This is a genomic window from Martinezella rhizogenes, assembly GCF_027460065.1.
Taxonomy (GTDB): Bacteria; Pseudomonadota; Alphaproteobacteria; order Rhizobiales; family Rhizobiaceae; genus Agrobacterium; species Agrobacterium rhizogenes_C.
This window is the reverse complement of the sequence record NZ_JAPYZZ010000030.1, coordinates 51496-54057: the sequence shown is the minus strand read 5'-3', so window position 1 is coordinate 54057 and position 2562 is coordinate 51496. Positions and strand designations below refer to the sequence as shown.

Annotated in this window: 2 protein-coding genes and 2 pseudogenes; 2 read left to right on the top strand and 2 right to left on the bottom strand. The window is 59.4% G+C overall.

The window, feature by feature from the left end:
* Positions 1–579, top strand: a 579-nt coding sequence (locus O8B93_RS26730) for a sensor histidine kinase (protein ID WP_269712921.1), incomplete at its 5' end; no start/stop codon positions are given.
* Positions 576–1134 (top strand): annotated as a pseudogene (locus O8B93_RS26725) (response regulator transcription factor). The gene O8B93_RS26730 and the pseudogene O8B93_RS26725, both read left to right, overlap by 4 nt.
* A gap of 62 nt (positions 1135–1196) precedes the next feature.
* Here the strand turns inward: O8B93_RS26725 and O8B93_RS26720 are convergent.
* Positions 1197–2309: a TRAP transporter substrate-binding protein gene (locus tag O8B93_RS26720; protein WP_269712920.1), complete on the bottom strand. Its 1113-nt coding sequence runs from the start codon at positions 2307–2309 to the stop codon at positions 1197–1199.
* A gap of 81 nt (positions 2310–2390) precedes the next feature.
* Positions 2391–2562 (bottom strand): annotated as a pseudogene (locus tag O8B93_RS27990) (C4-dicarboxylate ABC transporter); the annotation flags it as partial.

Genomic DNA, 2562 nt, shown 5'->3' with positions numbered 1-2562 from the left:
GATCTCGCGCGGCGCAAGGTGACGCCGGATAATGTCGGCGCGGTGGAGGCGATCGGCAAAGGCGCGTCGGCATTGACCGAGGCGATCAAGGAGGTCCGTCGTATCTCGCACGACCTGCGTCCCCGCGTTCTTGACGACCTGGGACTGACTGCAGCTTTGGAAGCGCTGATCTCAAGCTTTTCCGAACGCACCGGTATTGCGGCGACGCTGGAATCGGTGGCCTTCAAGCACATGCTTGTTCCGGAGGCCCGTGTCGCGCTTTATCGTGTCGCACAAGAGGCGCTCACCAATATCGAGCGTCATTCGGATGCAACGCGGGTCACCATCAGGTTCTCCAGCCGGGATGAGCGGGTGCAGATGGTCGTCAGCGACAATGGCCGTGGATTTCCGGCCACCCGTACAGAGAACGAAATGCCGGCCGACAAGGGTCTTGGTCTCAGAAACATGCAGGAACGCATGACCCATTTTGGCGGCAGGCTCGATGTGGAAAGCTCCGCCAGGGGAACCGTCCTGCGGGCGGTCCTGCCCATGACGGCCATGAAGGATCACGGCCCTCGTTTGCAGGAGGCCGCGGAGTGACCATTCATCCGATCCGGGTTCTTCTTGTCGACAACCATCCTCTCGTCCTCGACGGGTTGAAGGCGGTGCTCGAGACTTACGACCATATTGCTGTGGTTGGAACCGCGGTGTCTGCCATGGCGGGCATTGACGCGGCTGTCGCCACAAAACCCCATGTGGTGCTGATGGATATCAACATGCCCCAGATCAATGGCATCGATGCCCTGGAGCTGTTCAAGGAAAGACAGCTTTCCGCCCGGGTACTGATGCTGTCGATGCATGACAGCCGGGAATATATCTCGACATCGGTGATGTATGGGGCGGCCGGTTACATTCTGAAGGATGTGGCCACGGAGGAAATAGTGGCGGCAATCGATACCGTTGCGGACCACCCGCGAGCAGGACGTTCTGCTTTTGATTGCAAGGGGAAAAAGCAACCGCGATGCTGCTTTGGCGCTCGATATTGCCGAGCGTACGATGGAAACCCACCGCAAGAACATCAAGCGGAAACTGGATATTGCGACGACCGCCGGTCTCATTCGCTATGCGATAGACAACGGACTTATCAAGGAGTAGCGCCAAGAGAGCGAGGCCCCGCGAATGTCGCCATCCGGGGCCTCGGCAAAAGTCATGTCAGTTTATTTACCGGCGGTCTGCATCGCATAGCCATAGCTGTCATAGGTATATTCGGCGACGCGGAACCACTCATAGCTCTCGTCGCGGAACTTCTTCCAGCCGGGATAGATCTTGGCCCATGCGGGGTGCTTCTGGGTGTACTCGTCATAGAGCTCGAAGGTTGCCTTGTAGGCGGCGTCGAGCACATCCCGGGGCAGCGGACGAAGCTGCGTGCCCTTGGAAACCAGCGAGCGGATCGCATCCTTGTTCTTGACGTCGTAAAGCGCCTGCATGTTGATGTTGGCGGCCTTGCAGGCGGTATCGAGCGCTGCCTTGTATTCGTCGGGCAGGGCCGCATATTGGTCCTTGTTGACGAAGAAGTGGATCGTCAGGCCACCTTCCCAGAAGGCCGGATAATAATAATAGGGCGCGATCTGGTAGAAGCCGAGCTTTTCGTCGTCATAGGGACCGACCCATTCCGCGGCGTCGATGGTGCCGCGTTCCAGCGCCGGATAAATATCGCCGCCGGGAAGCTGCTGCGGCACGGCGCCAAGCCTTGCAAGCACCTGTCCCGCGACGCCGGCAATACGCATCTTGAGGCCCTTGATATCCTCGATGCTCTTGATCTCCTTGCGATACCAGCCGCCCATCTGGGCGCCCGTCGCACCACCGGGAATGCCGATGACGCCGTAGTCGGACAAGAATTCATTATAGGCCTCGTTGCCGCCGCCATGGTAAAGCCATGCATTTTGCTGGCGGGCGTTCAGGCCGAAGGGGATGGTCGAACCGATCGCGAATGTCGGATCCTTGCCCGTGAAATAATATCCGCAGGTATGGGAAATTTCGACGGTATTGGCCTTTACGGCGTCGATGGCCTGGGTTCCGGGAACGATTTCTCCGGCCTGAAAGACCTGGATGTCGAACTTGCCACCCGTAATGGCCCTCAGGGCGTTGGCCATGACAACGGCGCCGCCGTAAATCGTGTCCAGATTGTTCGGGAAACCTGATGTCAGACGCCAGCGAACGGTTGGCGATGACTGGGCTATGGCCGGTGTCGCAAGCGTCGAAGCAGCAGCTGCCGCCCCCGCAAGCACACCGCCCGACAGGAATTGTCTGCGGCCTGGATTGTCCTTCATGGGTTACCTCCTCCTGTTGAATATGAGCGACGTGCGATACGTCGATGGTTTGCGGCGGGCGCTTGCGCGCCCGGCCGGTTGTCACGGTGTGCTTGGCTTGCCGAAGCTCGGCGCGGTGTTGCCGGGCGCAAGGAACGGATTGGCGAAAGGATCGGCGTCCGTCCCTGCACCGGGCATGGGTACGTTGATATGAACGGCGGAGGGATCGGCCTGTTTGGCGCCTGACTTGTAGTGCATCACGATGCCCGGGAAG

Excerpts from the sequence above, each read along its gene's own strand:
- O8B93_RS26720 (WP_269712920.1), bottom strand. The coding sequence starts at position 2,309 with ATGAAGGACAATCCAGGCCGCAGACAATTCCTGTCGGGCGGTGTGCTT.